This is a genomic window from Myxococcales bacterium, assembly GCA_012517325.1.
Classification (GTDB): Bacteria; Lernaellota; Lernaellaia; order Lernaellales; family Lernaellaceae; genus JAAYVF01.
Genome location: JAAYVF010000104.1, coordinates 15,970 through 34,700 on the forward strand (window position 1 = coordinate 15,970; position 18,731 = coordinate 34,700).

An 18,731-nucleotide genomic window follows, 5' to 3' on the forward strand; every position below is an offset into this window, starting at 1 on the left:
CGGCGACCCTCGCTAAACTGAATCGAATTTTCCGGGAGCAACGAAATGCGCATCCTGATGGTCTACCCGAATCGCAATCGCTACCTCTGCCCGGCGCCGGTCGGCGCGCTCCTGGTGACCGAACGGCTCCGTCACGACGGACACGACGTCCGGTTTCTGGATCTGATGCACGTCCGCGACCCGCAAGTTTCGTTGCGCGCGGCGCTGGCGGAGCACCGGCCCGAACTGATCGGCTTTTCCATTCGTAACGTCGATAATCAGACGATGGGGGATCTCGATCGGCCGCTCGACGAGGCCGCCGAACTGGCCGCGCTGGTCAAGCGGGAAAGCGCGGCGCCGCTGTTGCTCGGCGGCACCGCGGTGACCACCTTCCCCGCCCAAATACGCGCCAAGCTCGGCGCCGATTACGCCATGGCCGGGGACGACGCGGACGCGGTCGCCCGCTTCGTCGCCTCGCTGGCGAATGGCTCTCCCGATCCGGAGGCGCCCGGCTTGACCGCGCGACTCGACGCTCGAACGATCCAAAACCCGCCGTCCATTCGGGGTTATCAAAAACAACGCTTCACCGGTTACGCCGACCTCGACCTGAAAACCTACCGAAAAAGGGGGTATTACGACTGCGGCGTCGTCACCCATTCCGGCTGCCCGCTGGGGTGTTCGTTCTGCGACGCCCATCGCACCTTCGGCCGCGAATACGTCCTGCGCGATCCGCAGACGGTGATCGAGGAACTGACCGAACTCTCCCGGCTGCGCGGCGCGCGCTCGGTCTGGCTGATCAACTCCGGCATCAACCGGCCGCTGGCGTACGGCAAGGAAATCCTGGCGCGGATCGCCGAAGCGCGGTTGAAGCTGGTTCTTAGTTGCATCGTCGAGCCGGGCGAGTTCGACGCCGAACTGGCCCGCCTGCTGCGCCGCGCCGGTTGCACCAGCGCGATGATTTTCGGTTCCACGCTGTCGGACCCGGTGCTCGAGCGCAATCAGCCCTTCTACCGCGCGAAGGACGTGGTGGAAATCGCCACCCATCTGCGCGACGCCAAGGTGCCGTACTTTCTCGGCCAGATGTACGGCGCTCCCGGCGAGACCATCGCCGGCGTGCGCGCTTCCCTCGAACTCGCCTATCGCTTGAAGCCGGCGATGATCATCACCGGCTTCGGTTTGCGCGTGCAGTGGGACACACCGCTCCGGGAGGTCGCCGTGCGAGAGGGAGTGATCGCGGCGGATGACGATTGCTTCGTCGCGCGCTTCTATACTTCGCCGGAAACGCCGCCGGCCGAGGCGCAGGCTTGCCTGAAAGCCTTCCGCCGCCGTCACCCGTGGCAGATGGCGCGTTTCGCGGCGTTCATCGGCCAAAGCATCGCCGATCAGTTCTTCCGCTGACCGGGACGCCGACCGCGCCTTTTTTCAGGAAGTCGTCGATCGATGGAAACACGGCTGCGACAGCGGCGTGCCCCAGGGAGGGTACTTCATCCGGTCGGGCCGCAGATCACGCGCCGGATGCAGTTCTTCCGCCCGCTTGACCAATTCCGGCGGCGGCGTTCCGCCGGGAACGCAGTGGCTGTAAGTGTCGCAGATCAGCCGCAGCAGTTCGTCCGACCAGTACACCCGGTTGGCGGTGTACTCGTAGACGAAGGTTTCGTGGGTGAAGAGGCCGGCCCAGGCGATGCCGAAGTAGTCGCCGAAGGTCTTCTCGCGGCGGCGGAAATCGCCTGGCGCGCACTGGCGCGTCCGGTGGATGTTCGGCCACGGGTCGCCGCCGCCCGGCGGCATCCAGCGCTCGTCGCGGGGCGCGAAGCTCGTGAAGGAATCGAGCCAATCAACCAGGATTTCGAGCAACCGGTTCCACCGCCGGGTGATCGCCTCCCATAAGACGATGCCCGGTTCCGCTTCCCAGTCGATTCGCGTCCGGCCCATTTCGAACTCGATGGTCAACGGCTGGCCGAAGGGAGCCGCCGCGGCCAGCCGTTCGAACAACGCCAGTTTCCGTTCGGCCTTTTCCACGTGCCGCGGCAGCCACAACCGGCGCGCGTATTCCAACTCCTGTTCCAGCGCGTCGCGCATCACCGGCGCCGCGCCCTGCAGCGCCCGCGATAACCCGGCCTCCTCGACAAGCCGTAAATAGACCGGATAGGTGACCCCCGAACGCCCCAGCGCGACCATCTGTTCGAGGACCGGAATCAGTTTTGTTCCAGCCTCGCCCGCCTGGCCGGCGCGGTAACTTTGCAACGTCTGTTCGTAAGCCGAAACCGTTTGCGCCAGCATTTCCTCGTCGCTGGGTTGCGCGGCCGAGCCGGCCTGCGCGGCCTTCGACAACAGGCGGCCGTAGGCGTCGCTGAATTTCTGAAACAGTTGTTCCTGCATCAGGCGCCCGCTGTAGGCGGCGAAATCGCTCATCTCCTCGGCGTAACGTTCCATCGTTTCGAGGCATTCGCGCATCCGGTCGAACTCCTCGCCGGAGAGTTTTTTCGCTTCGCAATCGCGGAACATGTCGCGAAAGGTATTGAGCATCGAATCGCGGTACATTTTTTCGATCGGCATCATTCTTCTCCGACGTACTGGCGGTATTCGGCGATGCGCCGGCGCAGGTGCTCGTCGGCGACGGGGATCAAGCGGCGGTGGCGCTCCTCCCACAATAGATCCCAGTTCGGGCAGTAGTTCGGGTCGAACTTCCGCGCCTCGGCCAGGGTGTTCTCCCGCCACAGCTTTTTACCTTCGAGATTCTGCTCGGCGATCCAGCCGTCGCGTTCGGCGCGCCAGGCAGCCGGCACTTCGGCCGCGGCCCAGACCTCCAGGTTTTCGAGCACGGTCCAACCGGGCCAGAACGTGTTGCGCAGCAGTTCGTCCATGCTGATCGGAATGTTCCAACGGGTTTGAATATCGGAAGCCATGGAGTTGAGTTCGTTGACGTCGGTGAATTCTTTTGCGTCGAGCGCCGCCAGGATTTCCTGAAACGGCTTGGCGCGGACCGGCTCCTTGATGCTCAGGTACAAATCCGCCCAGGCCTTCGAGGTGTCGTACACGTAAGCGACGGCGCAGTTGACGTGCAGGTGCTCGCCGAGCACGCGCTTGCCGAAGGCTGCGAGGTCGACGGCGTCGCGGATGGCCTCGAACATGGCGCGTTCGGCGGCCTCGCTGCGCGGAAAGAGCGGGTTGCCCTCGAACTTCTGCAACCGCACGCGATAGTATTCGAGGTATTCCTGGTGGCGCTGGTCCATGGCAGTCGATCCTTTGTGCGTATGGAACGGAAGGAGGCAAACCGAACGCCGGCGCCGCGGGACCGTTTCCGGCCCCGCGGCCGGCGCTATCGTCTTCGTTTAATCCGCGATCTTCACGATGATCAACATCTGTTCGCCGTTGTCGGCGACGTAAGCGTATTTGCCCATTACCCAAACGCCGTGCGGCGCCGAGCCCATGTCGACCTGCAAGTCGAGGGCGTCGCCGATCTGCGTCAACGATGCGGGGTCGGAGGCGTCAACGAGCACCAGCCCGCCCCACGATTCGGCCGCCGCCAGCACTTTCGTGTAGGCAGTGCCCAGGATGGTCAGGGGACCGGCGTTGAAACTACCGTAGAAGCCGTCCGCCAACTGCAACACCGAAAGCTCGGCCATCGCCGACGGATCGGTGATGTCGACCGCGATCAGGCCGGCGCCCCAGTCGCTGTAATACAGCACGTCGCCGTCGATCTTGACGTCCTGGCCCCACGGCTCGTGACCGGCCGTCCCGGCGTTGAAGTAGGTGTTGAGCACCGCCATCGCGGCCGGATTGGCGACGTCGACCGAAATCAACGTGCCCTCGCCGCCGCCGCAGTAAGCGACGTCGTTTGCATAGCCGAGGTTGTAACAGGTTTCAGTCGTCGATACCTGCACCTCGCCCAGCGAGGCCGGGTCGCCCTTCGCTTCGGCGACCGCTTCCACATAACCGTTGCTGCCGTTGCTGCCGCCGATATAAATGGTGCCGCCGTCGCCCAACGCCACCGCATTGAGCACGCCGATCGTCGTGGGCACGAACGACCACACCAGTTGCGGATCGGTCGGATCGGACACGTCGAGCTTCAACAGATCGTCGCGGTTGGCGGCGTACAGGAAGCCGTCATCGTCCATCACCAGATTGTACACCTGGCCGGAAGCCGGGTTGTACTGGCCGACGATCGCCGGGCTGTCGACGTTCGACACGTCCACCACGATCACGCCCGAATCCTTGGCGGCCAGGTAACAATAATTGCCGTCGCACAGCACGTCCTCGGCATAGTCGATTTCCACATAGCCGGTGATGTCACCGAAGTTGTGGCCGTCATCATTGTCGTCATCGGCCACGTCGTCGTCCGCCGCGTCATCGTCCGCCGCGTCGTCGTCCGCCGCGTCGTCATCGGCGGCGTCGTCGTCGGCCGTGTCGTTGTCGTCGTCATCGTCGCCGCCGCAGGAGACGACAACACTCAACGCCACCAATACCGACAACAAAAACAGAATCGTCCAAATGCGAGTCATTTTCCCCTCCCTTTCAATGATTATTGCCGCAAATTTTCCGCTGATCATCAGAGACGTTTATCTTCCACCACCGAGTGATTCTCTTTACCCGGCGTGTTAGGAAACAGCTTAATCTGATTACAAACGAATGCCCTCCCGCCTGGCGTCCGATTTTCGATTCCTTGATAGCACAGAACCGTCGGCCAAATCCAGTTTGTTACTTCTTGTATCTTTTTGCATCGACATGGATGGAAAGTTACTTGAGTGAAAAATGAAAATTATTCTTTTTCTATATCGATTGGTTATAATTTTCCACTTTGGATGCTAACTCAGATCGCCGCGAAAAATATCCACTTTGACCGTCAACAGCCGCAGCCCTCGTCATTGTCATCATCGTCGTCGGAGGAACCGTCGATGTCGTCATCGGCCGCGTCATCGTCCGCCGGCGATTGGTCGTCGTCGGGCGCCGGTGAAGTATCGTCATCCGCGGTATCGTCGTCGACCGGCGCTTCAGGCGCCAACCGATCGAAAAAGAGGCTCACCGCGCCGCGATATTTTCCCCCGTCGGCCGCCTGAAAAAAGAGATTGGCGCTGACCGCGAGATCGCGCGCCTCATTGTCGTCGAACGTGCCGACCAGCAGATCCCAGCCGAATCCCATATCTCCCAAACCATAATAACTATCGACCGGAGCGATTGTATCGAGCGGCAAAACCGCGCCCGAACCGTGCAACTGCCCGGCGGAAACATGCCAAACCTCGCCGGTCCGTTGATCGCCCCGCCAGGCGTCGCGATCGGCGAACCACAGCGAACCGCCGCTGTCCGCCGCCGCCGCGGCCAGACAAACGGCAGAAAAGTTCTGGCCGTAGGAATAATCCTGGGTTTGGCCGACCACCGTCAGATCGGGTGGCGTAACGGTCAGGTCGATCACGGCGCCCTTGCCGAAGCGGGCGCTGTCGAGCATCGCCAACGCGCCGGACAGCGTCGCGCCGAAACTCTGATCGCCGACCACCAGATCGGTCCGTCGGTCGTCATTGAAATCGGCCATCACCAGGGGCCAGCCGAACCATTGGAAGCGCGGATCGGTGCCCGTTTGAACGCGTACGTCGGCGCCGACCTTCGCCAAATCCCACTTCATCGGCGCGGCGCCGAAATCCCGGCCGTAAATCAGGTATACCGCGCCGTGATTGCCTTCGCTCAGAAGGTATCGGTTGGCGATCGCCAGATCGGCCCGGCCGTCCTGATTCAAATCGCCCAGCGCCAGGCCTTCGCCGAACAGCGACGCCGTGCCCAGATGTCCGTTGATCGTCAGTTCGGCCGGCTGCGACGCCAAATCGCGCACCGTGCCCTTTTCCGTGGCCAACGGCCCGCGCAGCAGGTGGACCACGCCGCGCCCGCCGCCACCCACCCAATAATCGTCGCCGGCGATCGCCAGGTCGACGATCCCGTCGCCGTCGAAATCGCCGGTCGCGAACGAACTCCCGAGCAGATAGCTTTCGTGGTTGAGATAGACCGTCCAATCCGGCTTATCCTGCTCGCGCCACTTCCAGACCGTGCCGGCTTTCAGATCCGGCGAACCGAATTGCACGAAAAACACGCCGGTCGAATGGGGAAGAATCGCCGCCGAATCGGCGATGATCAAATCGTCGCAGCCGTCGTCATTCAAATCGGCCAGCCCCAATTTGGCGGCGAAGCTGCCGCAGTCGCGCGGGCCGTAGATCGTCAGATCCGCCTGGGCGGTGGCCAGATCCAACGGCGCCGCCGCCGGCGTAACAGGACCGAAGAAAACATAGATGCGCTCGCCGCCCGCCTGGGCGGAAGGGTCGCCGCCTCAGGTGCCGGGCGCGCCGATCGCCAGATCGGCCACGCCGTCGCCGTTGAGATCGCCCTGCGCCAGCGGGCCGAGGTAGTCGTCGGTCATGCCCAGGATCGTCAACCCGGCCTCGCCGGACGGGATGTCGGCGGCGCCGGCGATCGCCGGCGGCAACCAGAGAGTCAATACCGCCGCGATCAGGCGAGCCGCGCCGCGCCATAAATATTTCCGCCGATCGCCCATGACGCGCCTCCTTTCCTCGCCCCCGTCAGCGGCGTTTTTTTAGCGCGCCGCCGCCTAGGACGGGAACCAGTTCTGAAACAGCAACTCGGCGAAGTCGACGATCTGTTCCCAGGCGCTCTGGTAATCCATCGTCACGAACAGCGCCGGGCCGATCACGCCGAAAATGAACATCGAAGGGATGTTGCCGCGCGCGTAATCGATCATCCAGGCATGGTCGACGTACTGCACGCCCTTGCCGGTGCCCGCCGGCAGATATGCCATGTCGCCGGCCAGCGAAATCACCGGCTGGAACTCGCCGGGAGAATAGTTCCACATCTCGCCGTCGACCATCAAATCCCACACGTCGGATTTGTTGTAACGCCCGGAGAAGCCGTCGGCGCCGATGGGCGTCCCGAAAAACGCCACGTATTCCTTCAACGACGCGTAAACCAGCGCCAGTTCGCAGAACGACGTACCCGCGCTGTTGAAGGTCCAGCGCGGCACCGCTTTGATCTTGCCGGGGTGCCGGCGCAGCAGTTCGGCATGAATCACCTTCCAGGCTTCCTCCGGCGGCAAGCCGACGCCCAAATTGGCGATCTCGTGCATTTCCTCGGGCGTGAATTCGTATTCGTCGTCCGCCTCCCGGTCGGCCCAGTCCGACATTTTATCGATCCACCGCCACAGACCGATCATCGACCGGCGCGTCGGCGCGCCATCGGCATTCAAGTATTGGTCCAGATCGGTCAAGGCATCCGGCGCGGCCGCCGTCTGGCCGGATGGGGCCGCGTCAAAATCGCCGGGTTCTTCCTCGCCGCACGCCGCGGCGAAAAACAGCAACGACACCAGGCCGCCGATCAACCACCATTTTGCCTTCATTCCACCGTCCCTCCCTCGTTGACCGCGGCGTCGTCGCGCACGCAGCGGAAGCCGACGACGCGGTCGCGATCGGTCGGCGGATCGTAGTTGCGATAGGAAACGCGCAGGTAATCGGCGGTATTGTTCCAGCCGCCGCCGCGCAGGACGCGCCACTGGCTGGCGTTCGGCCCGGCGGGATCGGCCGCCGGACCGGCGTCGTAATAATCGGCGCCGTACCAGTCGTTCACCCATTCCCAGACGTTGCCGTGCAGGTCGTACAATCCGAAATCGTTCGGATCTTTCAAACCGACCGGATGGGTCCGCAAATCGGCGTCGTCCAGGAACCAGGCGATCCCGGACAGGCAGGCCTCGTCGTCCCCGCAGGAATATTTCGTGCTCGCGCCGGCGCGCGCCGCGTATTCCCACTCGGCCTCGGTCGGCAGGCGGGCGTCGAGCAGCGTGCAAAACGCGGTCGCCTGCTCCCACGACACCTGTTCCACCGGGCAATCGTCGCAAGCGGTGAAATAGCTCGGGTTGACGCCGAGCAGCGCATTGAATTGCGCCTGGGTGATCTCCAGCGGATTCATCGCAAACGCCGCGAGCGTCACCGGATGGGCCGGCCGCTCGTCCGCGCGGCAAGCTTCGTCGCCCGCCGAACAGCCCATCGTGAAGTCACCCGCCGGTATTTCCACCCATTCCAGGCCGATCGATTCGCTGAGGTCGTCCTCGTCGGTGTCGTCGTCCTGGTCGTCGTCGCTGTCGTCATCGTGATCGTCGTCCTCATTCCCGTCGTCGGGTGAATGATCGTCGTCCTCGTCTTCCTCGTCGGCGCAATTGATCGCGACGCCGAAAAAGGCCACGAAAAAGAGGATCGTCAAAAATGCCGGGATGCGCCTTTTGTCCATGAAGCACCTGCCGTCGAGTGATGAGAACCGTTGTTTTATTAAGTGGTTCGTCTTTCCCTTTTGTCGCCAACCGGCTTTTTACCATCGAAGCGGCCGGTTGTCATGTATTCGCCTAGTCCGCGGACGGGAACAATTCATCGATCGTGAAATCCACCCAGAACAGGCCCGCCGTCCGGTCGATCGCCGCCCGCAACGCCCGGCCGATGTCGCCGGGCGGATCGGCCAATTGGCCCCACCAGGCGCGATCCTCGTCATAGCCGAATTGAAAACCGACCGGCGCCGGCGCCAGGGCTTCACTCCAGGTCCCGAATTCCTCGACCAGGGCCGCCAGGGAACCCAGAGCCATGCTGTCATCGATGAAAAACAATCCCGTCCGGTATTGGGGCGGCATTTTTTCAGGCAGCCAATGTTTGAAAAAAAGCGTGTAGCTCGGGTCATACCCGCGGACGAGTTCGCTCCAGGCTGCGGCCTCGCCATCGGTGACGGCCTGACCGTCGGCCACCGTGTCGGCGCGATACCACTCGACATCGATCCCGATTCCCGCCACCGATCCGTGATGGCCGTACCGCCGCAGCACCAGGTCGATCAGGGTCGCAACCTCGGCCGCGCCCGGCTCGACCTGCAACCAGACCCGGACATCGTTTTTATCGAACCAATTCAGGTAGGCTTCGTTTTGATCCGTTGCGCCGAACGCGATTTTCGCGTATTCGCCGCCCGGCGAGGGAAAATTCAGTTCGCACGAGCCATCGTCTAAAAACACGCCGACGATCCACACACCGCCTGGTTCCGCGCCGGCGAAACGCCCGGCCATTTCGCGGCTGACCTCGCCCCAGTAAACCGGATTCGGAAACGGTTCAATGCCGTAGCGCGAAGCGCGAAATCCAGCGACTAACCAATGATTATCACCATCATTTTCGTTGTTGTCGGGTTCGCCGTCGTCGCCGCAGGACAGCCCGGCCGCCGTGAAAACCAAACACAACAGTAATAGCCTGACGCCCCTTCGGTTCATTCCTTTTACTCCGCCGGTTCGTCCATTTGGTGACAAGTCTGCCCAATATCAAGGCAAAATGCCAGAAAAATGCGCTTTTTCATGGGCGCGTGAAGCGGCAAGTCGCGACAATGATTAAAAAAATATTTCCCGACCGGAAGCAAAGACTTGCATCCGGAGACCCATGACTTCCGGGGGCATTCATGCTAGTTTTTTCAAGTAAAATGCCGCCTCCCCGCAGGCGCGAAAATAAAAATCATCATTTTTCACGACAAAGCCGATCAACGTGATAATGATTCACTTCATTAGAAAATAGAGGACCGCCATGTCCGCCTCAGACGACCGCGACCAGACGGCGATGGAATTGGGAAAAGCCTACCAGCGGATAGCCGAGTTGGAACGTCAATTGGCGCGAATCCAGGAAGAAAAGCGCAAATATCGGATGGTCACGGAAAACGCGACCGACATCATCTGGATCGTCAATCTGGACCTGCAATTCACCTTTATCAGCGCCGCGGTGGAAAAAGTGCGCGGTTTCACCGTCGCGGAAGCGTTGCAGGAGCGCTTGACGGATGTGCTGACTCCGGAATCCTACTCGCTCACCCTGCATCACTTTCAACAGGAATTGGCCCGGGACCAGGATCCCGATCGCCCCCATGGCCGCAACCTGATGCTGGAATTGGCGCAATACCGCAAGGACGGTTCGACCATCTGGACGGAAAACACGATGAAGTTCATTCGCGACGACGCGAATCGCCCGATCGGCGTCATCGGGGTGACACGGGATATTTCCGCACGAATGAAAACAGATAAGGACTTACGCGAAAGCGAGGAACGCTATCGCCAGTTGTTCGAGTCCGAATCCGATTCGATTTTTCTGATCGACAACGAAACCGGCCGGCTGCTCGAGGCGAACGCCGCCGCAACCGCGATGTACCAAATGAGCCGCGAGGAACTGCTGACGAAGAAAAACACGGACCTCTCGGCCGAACCCGAGGACACGCGGCGGGTCACCGTTTCCTCGCCGGTGATTTCCGATCAAATCATTACCATCCCATTGCGCTTTCACCGCAAAAAGGACGGCACCGTGTTCCCCGTGGAAATCACCGGTCGCTTTTTCGTTCGGAAAGGCCGGCCGGTGCACATCGCCGCCATCCGCGACATCACCGAACGGCTGCGCGTGGAAAAAGAAAACCGCGAGTGGAAACGGCGCTACGACCTGCTTTTCCTTTCGGCGGGCAACATCGTCTACGAATGCAACCCTCAGACCGGCGAAGCCGAATGGGGCGGCAGCATCGAGGCGATACTCGGCTATGCGCCCGCCGAACTGACCGGCGGTTACCATCGCTGGAAGGAATTGATCCATCCAAACGATCGCGAAGCCATCGTCCGCCGGTATGACGAAAGCTGGGAACGCGGCACGAAGTTCAGTGCCGAGTATCGGTGCCTTCGGAAAAACGGTCATTATGTGTTGCTGCAGGATACGGGTTACCCGCTGCTCGACGAGCAAGGTCGCCCCGAGCGAATCCTCGGCGTGATCAACGACATCACCGACAAAAAGGCCGCCGAGGAAAACCGCCGGCGGCTCGAGGAACAGCTCGTCCAGGCGCAGAAAATGGAGTCGATCGGCCGCCTGGCCGGCGGTGTGGCGCACGATTTCAACAACATACTGACCGGGATCATCGGCTATGCCGAGATGATGCTGACCGGGATGGCCGACGACGACCGATCGTTCGCCGAAGTGACCGAAATCAAGAAGGCCGCCGAACGCGCGGCGACCCTGACCGCCCAACTGCTGGCCTTCAGCCGCAAACAGCTCATCGATCCGAAGATCCTCGACCTTAACCTCTTGGTGGGCCAATCCGTTCGGATGATCCAACGGCTGATCGGCGAGGACATCGATCTGCAATTCACCGCCGCGCCGGACCTCGGCAGAGTGAAAGTCGACGCAGGCCAGATCGATCAGATCCTGATTAATCTGGCGGTGAACGCCCGCGACGCCATGCCACGGGGCGGCAAACTGGTCATCGAAACCGCCAATACCGAAATCGACGCGGCCTTTTGCCGCCGGCATCCGTATGCCACGCCCGGCTGTTACACCATGCTCGCGATGAGCGACACGGGTTGCGGCATGACGCCGGAAGTGATGCAGCACCTTTTCGAACCGTTTTTCACCACCAAGGAACGCGGCAAAGGCACCGGACTGGGTTTGTCGATGATCTACGGCATCGTCAAACAGAACAACGGCTTCATCAACGTCTATTCAGAGTTGAATCAGGGAACCAGTTTTAAAATTTACCTGCCCGCCGTCGCCGTAACGTCCGACCAACCGCCGGCGCCCGACCCGCACGACTTGCCCCCGGGCTCGGAAACGATCCTGTTGGTCGAGGACGAGGAAGTGGTTCGCGGGATGGTGCGGCAGATCCTGGAAGATCACGGTTATCGCGTTTGGCTCGCCACCACCGCCGAGGAAGCCCAGGCGCTGGCATTTGCCGCCGAGCCGCCGTTGGATTTGCTGTTCACCGACGTCGTTTTGCCCACCCTGAACGGCCGGCAGCTCTTCGAATCGTTGCAAGTCAAATGGCCGGCGCTCCGCGTGCTGTATATGTCCGGTTATACCGAAAATGCCATCGCCCATCACGGCGTGGTCGACGAAGGCGTCATGTTTCTGCAAAAGCCGTTCTCCATCGCCTCCCTATTGCGAAAGGTCCGCGAAGCCTTGGAGAGAAAACCTTGACCGCGCGGCGCGGCGGCCCGTTTGAATTATTTTCGCGTTCCGGCCGCCGCGTTTGCGTGCCCGCCGGAATTGTGGAAACATGATTTCGTACCATCATGTCGGGATATTTTCCTTGCGTTCGTTTGCGGGAAAATACGATATTACTCGAAGTTGTACCATCAACGGGGAGGAGGTTTTGCATGAAAACGGCTAAGTGGTTGCTTTGGTTTTCGCTGATCGCTCTGTTAGCGGGCGGGCTGATTCTGGCCTGCGGCGGCGATGACGACGACGACGACAACGACAACGACGACGCGACCGATGACGACGCGGCGGACGACGACGCGGCGGCGGACGATGACGACGATTGCACCAGCACGGTCGAGGAGGTCTGCGATTTCGTTTTCGCCACCTGCGAGGACCATTGGGGTTGGCCGGACAGCGCGACTTGCTACGAACAATTCATGGCGGGTTGCGCCGATGAAACGGCCTATTTTTCCTGCGTCTGCCAGTGCTATACGGCCGGCGATTGCGATACCTTCTCCGATTGCGAATTCGCTTGCTGGGACGCGGCCTGTGACTGACAAAGGTTACCCGAACGGAAGGTGGGCCTTTTTCGCTCGGTGATGGCAACCCTCTCCCCGGGTTGAAAAAAGGCTTACTTAATCGATCGGGTTGTCGTAAAATGAAGCAGGGTTTGTCAATCAACCACTTCTTTTTCGGCTTATAAGGGGTGAAGAATGAAGAATTATCACGGCAATTGGGCATTGTTGATTGTTTCCCTGGCGATCATCGCGTTCGCCTTGGGCGTGGCTTGCAAAACCGGCGGTGCGCCGAGCACGATCACCGGCCTGGCCAGCAAGGCCGGCCTGGACGACAAGATCCCCTACGCAAAGGAAATCGCCGATATCTGCAACTACAGGACCGAGAACAAGTGCACGAAGAAAAGCTACGACAAATGCGTCCAGGATCTGGGCAAATCGGTTGCGGCCAAGGGCGAAAAATTCGGCAAGGCGCTGGAATGCCGCGCCAAATGCACGAAAACCGCCGATAGCTGCGACGCCTACAAAACCTGCAGCGACAAGTGCTAACGGAAAAAACGGCGATTCGCGATCGCCGGTGATGACGGGGCGGCTCGCTTGAGCCGCCCTAATTTTTTAACCTTTCCGGCGGTTCTCCGGACCATCGTTATTATTCTATCCACTTGCCTGATTAATATTTTTATTTTATCGTTCTGACGACGGGCCGGATTAACTCGGCCGCAACGATCGATTTTATCACCATCCTTTTCTCCGCATCATTGAGCCAGACACAACCACCTCATGGATTGAAGAACCGCCGAATAAGCAAGAAAGGGGCTGTCCGATGCGTCCGAAAGCGAAAAAAGTCCTCTCGGTGGTGTTGGTTGTTTTCTTTCTCCTCGTCCTCGTTGCCGCGATAGTTCTTTACCCCTATTACCGGATGCCACCCGAAAGCAAAGCCGTACTGGATGCGCGACAGGCGGAATTCCAGGCCGTCGCCGAGGAGATTGCCGCTCGCCCGAAAGACGATCACCTCGCCTTGGAGAAATTGTTCGACGATCTGGCGGCGGCGAAATTAACCCTGCCGAAAGAGGTATTTCACGATGCGTGTCCGCTCTTTGTAAACGATGAAATTCAGGCGCAGGCGCCGGTGCTGGAACAATTTCAACCCTTCCTTGATCGCTTCCACGCCGTGTTGAAAGACGGCCTGGTGATGCAATTGGACAATGATCCGGATGCCGACCTGCTGAACTTCTCTTTTCTCCGCCAGCTTATTTTCGCCGATCTGGTCGCCGCCGCGCTGGACCTGTCGCAGGGGCGACCGGAAAAGGCCGAACCGCGGCTCGTTCAAACGATTGAAACGGAACGCGAATTGCTGAACGCCAAATTTATTCTGCCGGTGATGATTGCCGAGGCGATCGCCCAGCGCATCAACGGAACCATCGTTTTCCTCCTGCCGCGCCTGCCGGCCGCCACCATTCAAGAACTGCAAAAGCAACTCGAATCCCTGCCCGATGCCCGCGTCATGTTCGTGGAATCGTTGAAGGTCGAAGCCGCGCATTCGATGACGGCACTGGATCGCCTGTTTACGGGTGGTCGGGATTCATGGGACCGGTTGGGGGATAATGAAATCCATGTGCCGTATTTTTTATTCCGCCTCGGCGGGATCGTCGGCTTTCTGGACCGCGAGCGCTACATGTCAATCCACATTCGGGCAAAAGACATCGATCATTTCCAGACCTGGATCAACTCCGGGAGCAAGGAACTGCCGCCTGAGGTGATTCGCGATGACATCATGCATTCGTTGACGGCCCAGATCAGCTATCCCAACACCCAAAGTCTGATGCGGCATTGCGCCAAAAATATGCAGGACCGCCGCGCGGTTCTGGCCGCGATCACCCTGGAACTGCAACGCCGGCAAGGCAAACCGGCCGAAAAAGCCGAATTGCCCTTCGACGATCAACGGCTGATCGTGTTGGAAAGCGAATCCGGCTGTCTGAAAATCACTGTTCCGCCGAAAAAATAGAGCCGTCGGACCATGGCGGTTCACTGTCCCGCGCCGGTCGGCGGCACCTCCGGCTGCGTCGAAAAAGGCGCGGCATATTTCGGCGAATCTGGAATCAATCCGTTCTCCATCAAGGCGTCGGCGACGAAGCGGGCGATGGCGGCGTAACCTTTTTCGTTCGGATGCAGGGTGTCGCCGACCAGTTTCATCGTCAGGCCGAACGGCTGCCGGAACGAGCGGACATCCACGAAACCGACCCCGTACTTTTTCGCGGTGCTTTGCAGCGCGTCATCGACCGAACGGCAGGCGAGAAAATAGTTCAAAAAGAGGATGTGAACGTTTTTTTGCCGCACCGTTTCGATCATCTCTCCGTAATCCTGAATCAGCCAACGTGTGAGAAACTCGTCGTCCTTGATCAAGCTGGAATATTGCAGATCGTGGTCGCTGCCGAGACTTCGTTGCAGGTTGTAGACGGTGATTTTTCCCAATTGATAGGTTTTGGAGCGCTCGAGCAATTCGCGGACCTGGGCGCGGATCGGCTGCGTTTTCAGGGTTTCCTCGCGCCAGAAGCGCGCCTCTTGGAAATTGTGATCGTTGTTCTTGCCGGCGCAGACGATGACCAGGTCCGGCCGGGACTCCGGCTTCTCCAGCGTTTCCTTGATCTGCCGCAGCGCCTGGGAGGAATTGAATCCCGGCACGCCGCCGTTGACGACCTGGTAGCCGGTTTTCAGGCTCCGTGAGTTGAGCAGGTTGCCCAGTTGTCGCGGATAGGAAAGATCCGCCGGCGCGTCCATGCCGTAAGTATGCGAATCGCCGCTGCATAAAATCCGAAAGGTGTTCGGCCGCGGCTTTTCCAGACGGGCGACTTCCGCGCGAATCGGCCGATAGAGAATCCCGCCGGCGACCCGCAAAGTCATTTCCGTCAGGATGATCAAGCCGGCGATGAGCAGCAGTATGAAAAGAACGACGCGCCAAACGGGCAGGCGAAAGATCAGGCGCCGAACTTTGCTCATGATTGGGGTCCGCTCGTGAACATGACTTGCTGTTTAGCACGAAAACGTTCCGCTCCGCACCCCTGGATCGGCGCCGGGTCCTGTGATTTAATTTGCAAAACATCCAATAAGAAGAGGCCACCGCGATGATTCGGATCGACGAAAAGATCTGCCGGGCTTGCGGCATCTGCGGGATCGTCTGCCCGCGCCATATTCCGGAAACCACCGAGAGCAACGGAAAAAAACGCACCGCCGTTTCCCCCGAGCGCGCCGCGCTGTGCATGGATTGCGGCCACTGCGCCGCGGTCTGCCCTGTCGCCGCGATCGACGTCGACGGCCTCGCGGTGCGCGACTTCGCGCCGCTCCAAACCCTGGACCTCGACGCGGACCGCCTGCTGACCCTCTTCCGGCAGCGGCGCTCCGTCCGGCGTTATCAGGACAAGCCGGTCCCGCGCGAGGTGCTCGATCGCATCGCCGGCGCCGCGCACGCCGCGCCCACCGGCAGCGGCAGCCTCTCCACCGCGGTCATCATCATCGACCGGGAAGCAACGATGAAAAAAATGATGAAGAGCGTCTACCAGATGTACGGGATGCTCGATCGGGTGGTGCAAAATCCCCTGGCGCGCCAGTTCATTCGCTTCAAGGAAAGCACGGCGACGCTGGAGGTCATGCGCAATTTCGCCATGCCGGGCGTACGCTGGTATCGGAAGTGGTATCTCGAAGGGAAAGGCGATGAAATTCGCCGCGACTGCCCGGCCATGCTGCTCTTCCACGGCCCGCGCTTCGAACCGGGGGTCGTCGAAAACTGCACGATCGCCGCGCTGCATTCCATTTTCATGGCCGAAGTGCTGGGCGTCGGCTCCTGCTTCAATTCGCTGCTGCCGCCGATCTGCAGTCGCAGCGCCACGGTGCGAAAAATTTTGAAGCTCGAAAAGGATCGCGACGTTCACGTCTGCGTCACGCTGGGATATCCGAAATTCCCCTTCCGCCGTGTGATCCCGCGCCGGTTGGCCGAGGTTCGCTATCTGGATTAGACCGTCGCCGATCAACCAGCGTCCGTCACCGCGCAATTCCCGGCGAGATTGGGCCTTTCGCTTGACAAAAAACGGCGATCCTCGTAAATCGATCCATGGTATTTTTAAAATAATAACCGAGGGCCGATGAAAGCCGACACGATCATCGTATTTGTGCTCAGCGCTTTTTCCCTGTCATTCTGTTTCTTCGGCCTGGCCTGCGACGATTCCTCGTCATCCGACGATGATGATTCGTCGACCGAGCCGACGCCGGCCGGCGACGACGATGCCTCCCCGGTCGACGACGACAACGACGATTCCTCCCCGCCGGATGCCGCGGTTTTTCGCGCCGGATTCGCCCAGGTGGACATCACCCCGAAGGTTTCCACGCCGTTGGCGGGGTTCGGCATGGAGTTTTTCTCCGCCGACAACCTGCGCTGGTCGACCGGCACGCACGATCCGCTCTACGCGCAAGCGGCGGCGTTCGAGGACGCCGACGGCCAGGCCCTGATCCTGATCGCGACGGATCTGGTCGGCCTGATCGCCAACGAGGTGAAACAAATCCAGGCCGGCCTGGCGACGGAACTGGCGATCGAGCCGGAACGGGTGATCGTCGCCGCGACGCACAACCATCACGGCCCGGACACCATCGGCCTGTGGGGAGTCATCCTGCCGCCGATCTCCGGGCGGAACGAGGACGTGATGACGATGATCGTGAAAAAGTCGATCGCCGCCGGCGTCCGGGCCTGGGAAGCGCGCGAGCCGGCCGCGCTGACGGTCGCGGCGGGCGACGAGCCCCGGATGCATTTCAACAAGCATGAGCGCGGCGATCCGCAGGCGCTGATCGACAATACCTTGAGCGTGCTGTTTGCCTGGAACGAAGAGGGCGAGATGCTCGGCTCGCTGATGAACTGGCCGTGCCACGTCACCGAGATGATTCCCGAGAACACTCTGTATTCGGCGGATTTCGCCGGGGCTTATTACCAGGCGATGCAGGAAGGCGCCGGCGGCATCCACCTGTTTTTCAACGGCGCGCTGGGCGGCAACATCCAACCTCTGTCGCTGGACGACCCCTGGCACGATTGGGTTTTCAACGATCGCGATTGGCACGACGTCGAGGCGATGGGCGATCAATTGGCGGCAGATGTCTTCACCTTGGCGGAGCGGGCGTCGCCGGTTTCCGATCCGCGTATTCAAATCCTGGCGGCGACGGAATACGAAGTCGCCAACGAGAATATCCTCTTCTGGCTGGCGTCGGATGTCGGGCTGACCCCGCGCGACATTCCGCCACCCGGCGGCGTTTCCAAATCGACGGTCACGATCGTCTCCATCGGCAAGGTGATGCTGGGCACGCTGCCGGGCGAATGGGCGCCGGATTACGCGTTCGAGCTGCGCGAGTTGATGGGTGGCCGGGCGCAATTTCTCATCGGCCTGGGCAATGACTGGATCGGTTACGCGCTGACCGAACGCGAGTACGACAATTTCACCTACCTGTACGACCGCTCGCTTGCCCCGAGCCGCGAAACGGGCGAGGAATTGCTGGCCGTCTACCGCGCCGTGTTCGCGCGCTGACACTTCCTTTATACCTGGGTTAACAACCGAAATAGCGGAGATAGGAAGTCAGGTGAAAAGCCCTTTGGCTGCCTCCTCTTAACCGCAGCCCTGAAGAGACTCTTGGCCGTCTCGAAGGGTGCGATTCATTTCGGGGTGCCATGGTCTTCGATCCATCCGGATCGATGGCCATGCCGAGCGGATTTGGGAGCAATTCAGAGGACATTACTTATCTCCCTCCGCTTTTCGCTTTTCGGATTTCCGTTGGATTTAGGGGGACAGTATCTACAAATTGGAATTTCTGGAGCATTATTTTACTCCATCCTTTAACTACCGTCAAAATCCTTACAACCGAGGTTTCGATCATTCCTCAGCACATGGATAAATAACACTACTTTGCTTTGCCAAAGTCAAGTCTTGTAAATCAGAGAATTTCAAAGTGGAAGCGGTGTGGATTCCGGCTTGTGCACTGAAAGACGGTGAAGGTTTTCATAATTTCCTAACGTCCCGTGAGGGACGATTGAATCTAGCCCAGCGTTTCAACGCTGGGCATAAATGCCGCGGATTTATTCCTCCCGTCAGGGACGTGCCTCGGAACATGGTTCACAACGAAAAATGTGGGAGATCATTCAGACGTACCTATGGCACGAAGAAAAATGGCGCGAACCGAAACCCAGCGTTGAAACGCTGGGCTA

The 18,731-nt window shown here is 60.2% G+C and carries 16 protein-coding genes; 7 read left to right on the forward strand and 9 right to left on the reverse strand.

Features of this window, described 5'->3' with window-relative positions; all coding sequences use genetic code 11:
• Positions 1–45: 45 nt before the first annotated feature.
• Positions 46–1,377 carry a radical SAM protein gene (locus GX444_17980; GenBank protein ID NLH50469.1) on the forward strand — a complete coding sequence of 444 codons (1,332 nt, stop codon included), beginning with the start codon at positions 46–48 and terminating at the stop codon, positions 1,375–1,377.
• Between the two features lie 24 nt (positions 1,378–1,401).
• On the opposite strand, the gene GX444_17985 is transcribed toward GX444_17980, so the two are convergent.
• From GX444_17985 to GX444_18020, 8 genes are all read right to left on the reverse strand, one after another.
• Positions 1,402–2,535: a hypothetical protein gene (locus tag GX444_17985; GenBank protein NLH50470.1), complete on the reverse strand. Its 1,134-nt coding sequence runs from the start codon at positions 2,533–2,535 to the stop codon at positions 1,402–1,404.
• Positions 2,535–3,212: a hypothetical protein gene (locus tag GX444_17990; GenBank protein NLH50471.1), complete on the reverse strand. Its 678-nt coding sequence runs from the start codon at positions 3,210–3,212 to the stop codon at positions 2,535–2,537. Before GX444_17990 ends, GX444_17985 begins: the two co-directional genes overlap by 1 nt.
• A 99-nt stretch (positions 3,213–3,311) precedes the next feature.
• Complete coding sequence (locus tag GX444_17995; protein ID NLH50472.1) at positions 3,312–4,481, reverse strand: hypothetical protein; 1,170 nt, start codon at positions 4,479–4,481, stop codon at positions 3,312–3,314.
• A 341-nt stretch (positions 4,482–4,822) separates the two neighbouring features.
• Complete coding sequence (locus tag GX444_18000) at positions 4,823–6,211, reverse strand: hypothetical protein (protein NLH50473.1); 1,389 nt, start codon at positions 6,209–6,211, stop codon at positions 4,823–4,825.
• Between the two features lie 78 nt (positions 6,212–6,289).
• Entirely contained in the window at positions 6,290–6,514 is a 225-nt protein-coding gene (locus GX444_18005; GenBank protein NLH50474.1) for a hypothetical protein, read from the reverse strand.
• A gap of 54 nt (positions 6,515–6,568) precedes the next feature.
• Complete coding sequence (locus GX444_18010) at positions 6,569–7,369, reverse strand: hypothetical protein (protein ID NLH50475.1); 801 nt, start codon at positions 7,367–7,369, stop codon at positions 6,569–6,571.
• The gene (locus tag GX444_18015; GenBank protein ID NLH50476.1) at positions 7,366–8,253 is read right to left on the reverse strand and encodes a formylglycine-generating enzyme family protein; all 888 of its coding nucleotides are present in this window, start codon (positions 8,251–8,253) and stop codon (positions 7,366–7,368) included. Before GX444_18015 ends, GX444_18010 begins: the two co-directional genes overlap by 4 nt.
• 112 nt (positions 8,254–8,365) lie before the next feature.
• Positions 8,366–9,262 (reverse strand): hypothetical protein, encoded by an 897-nt coding sequence (locus tag GX444_18020; GenBank protein ID NLH50477.1) that lies wholly within the window; start codon positions 9,260–9,262, stop codon positions 8,366–8,368.
• Positions 9,263–9,566: 304 nt separating this feature from the next.
• On the opposite strand from GX444_18020, the gene GX444_18025 reads away from it, so the two are divergent.
• The 4 genes from GX444_18025 (at position 9,567) to GX444_18040 (ending at position 14,501) form a co-directional block, all read left to right on the forward strand.
• On the forward strand, positions 9,567–11,978 hold the full coding sequence (locus GX444_18025; protein ID NLH50478.1) for a PAS domain S-box protein: 2,412 nt from the start codon (positions 9,567–9,569) through the stop codon (positions 11,976–11,978).
• A gap of 179 nt (positions 11,979–12,157) precedes the next feature.
• The gene (locus GX444_18030; GenBank protein ID NLH50479.1) at positions 12,158–12,538 is read left to right on the forward strand and encodes a hypothetical protein; all 381 of its coding nucleotides are present in this window, start codon (positions 12,158–12,160) and stop codon (positions 12,536–12,538) included.
• 156 nt (positions 12,539–12,694) lie between these two features.
• Entirely contained in the window at positions 12,695–13,045 is a 351-nt protein-coding gene (locus GX444_18035; GenBank protein ID NLH50480.1) for a hypothetical protein, read from the forward strand.
• 274 nt (positions 13,046–13,319) lie between these two features.
• Positions 13,320–14,501 carry a hypothetical protein gene (locus GX444_18040; protein ID NLH50481.1) on the forward strand — a complete coding sequence of 394 codons (1,182 nt, stop codon included), beginning with the start codon at positions 13,320–13,322 and terminating at the stop codon, positions 14,499–14,501.
• 20 nt (positions 14,502–14,521) lie between these two features.
• Here GX444_18040 and GX444_18045 read toward each other — a convergent pair whose 3' ends face one another.
• The gene (locus GX444_18045; protein ID NLH50482.1) at positions 14,522–15,493 is read right to left on the reverse strand and encodes a hypothetical protein; all 972 of its coding nucleotides are present in this window, start codon (positions 15,491–15,493) and stop codon (positions 14,522–14,524) included.
• A 125-nt stretch (positions 15,494–15,618) separates the two neighbouring features.
• Here GX444_18045 and GX444_18050 point away from each other — a divergent pair, with 125 nt between their 5' ends.
• Both GX444_18050 and GX444_18055 read left to right on the forward strand, forming a co-directional pair.
• Positions 15,619–16,506, forward strand: a complete 888-nt coding sequence (locus GX444_18050; protein NLH50483.1) for a 4Fe-4S dicluster domain-containing protein — start codon at positions 15,619–15,621, stop codon at positions 16,504–16,506.
• 126 nt (positions 16,507–16,632) lie between these two features.
• Positions 16,633–18,057, forward strand: coding sequence for a hypothetical protein (locus GX444_18055; GenBank protein ID NLH50484.1), 1,425 nt, complete (start codon positions 16,633–16,635; stop codon positions 18,055–18,057).
• Positions 18,058–18,731 lie beyond the last annotated feature (674 nt).